General features: G+C 76.2%; 1 protein-coding gene and 1 pseudogene. Both read left to right on the forward strand.

Annotated elements, in window-relative coordinates; genetic code table 11:
• Positions 1–488, forward strand: a 488-nt coding sequence (locus ACYVE9_RS27030) for a zinc-binding dehydrogenase (protein WP_461030519.1), incomplete at its 5' end; no start/stop codon positions are given.
• 231 nt (positions 489–719) lie between these two features.
• A pseudogene (locus ACYVE9_RS27035) lies at positions 720–1,371 on the forward strand (hypothetical protein); the annotation flags it as partial.

The following is a 1,371-nucleotide window of genomic DNA, read 5'->3' on the forward strand; positions in this document are numbered from 1 at the left end:
GGCGGCGCGTGCTCGTGCACGCCGGCGCGGGCGGCGTGGGCCACTTCGCCGTGCAGTTCGCGAAGGCGCGAGGGGCGCACGTCGTGGCGACCGCGTCCCCGCACAACCTGGACTTCCTGCGCCGGCTCGGCGTGGACGAGGCCGTGGACCGCACCTCCGGCGCCGTGGACGCCCTGGAACCGGTCGACGTGGTCATCGACACCGTGGGCGGGGACGTGCAGCGGGCCGCGTGGACGCTCCTCGCCCCCGGCGGCACGCTCGTGACGCTGCCGGAACCGATCGACGCGTCGCACCGCGTGCCCGGCGTGACCGGGGTCCGCGTCGTGGTCGCCCCCGACGGTGACGTGCTGCGGCGCGTCGCCGAGCTGGTAGACGCCGGCGCCGTGCACGTGGAGGTGCAGCAGACGCTGCCCCTGGAACAGGCGGCGGAGGCCCAGCGGATCAGCCGGTCCGGCCACGTCCGCGGCAAGCTGGTGCTCGGCCTCTGAGCCGGCCCGCACCGGGCCGACAACCACCGGGCGGCGCCCGCGTCGGGGCCGGTCACTCCGATGAAGCAGTCTGGTGGGCCCCGAAACGGGGTACAGCGGGACGTCGACCGTGCACGCGGCACCGGCCGTGGCCCCTGCCGGGCGGCCGGTCGACCTACCGGTCGCGCGGCGGGGCCGTCCCACGGGCCGCGTGCCAACGGGCTGTACCGAGCTTCCGGAGGAAGACGTCACGTGCGCACCAGCTTCTTGCCGCTCGCCACCGGCCAGGCGGGGCACACCGGCCGCGACGGCGACACCGGCCACGGCACCGACGGCGGGCGACCACCGGCGGCGCCGGGGAGACGCCGAAAGGCCCACCGCAACCTGCTCCTCGTGTGCGGCGGGTTCGCGCTGCTGTCCGACGCGCTGGTGCCGCTGACCCTGCCGCTCGGCTGGGACGAACTCGTCTACGCCAGCCGCTTCGGGCCGTTCGGCCCGGCGACGCCGTTCAGTTCGCCGCGCACCCGGGGGGTGCCGCTGCTGCTGGTGCCGGTCGCCACCTGGAGCGACTCGACGGTCCTGCTGCGGGTCTGGCTCCTGCTGCTGTCGAGCACCGCGCTCTACCTCGGGTTCCGGCCGTGGCTGCGGGTGCTGACCCGGCCGCACGCCGCGTGGCTGGCCGCGGCGCTGTACGGCACGCTGTGGCTGACCCTGTTCTACGCCGCGTCCGCCATGCCGAACCACTACACCGCCATGGGGGCCGTCGCCGCCACGGGCTGCTTCCTCCAGCGGCGGCCCCGGCACTTCGGTGTGGTGGCCGGGCTCGCCGTGGTGACGCTGATGCGGCCGAACGACGGGGCGGCCGTCGCCGCGCCGCTGTTCCTCGCCGCCGTCGCGGTGCCCG

The sequence above is a fragment of the Streptomyces sparsus genome (assembly GCF_054776295.1).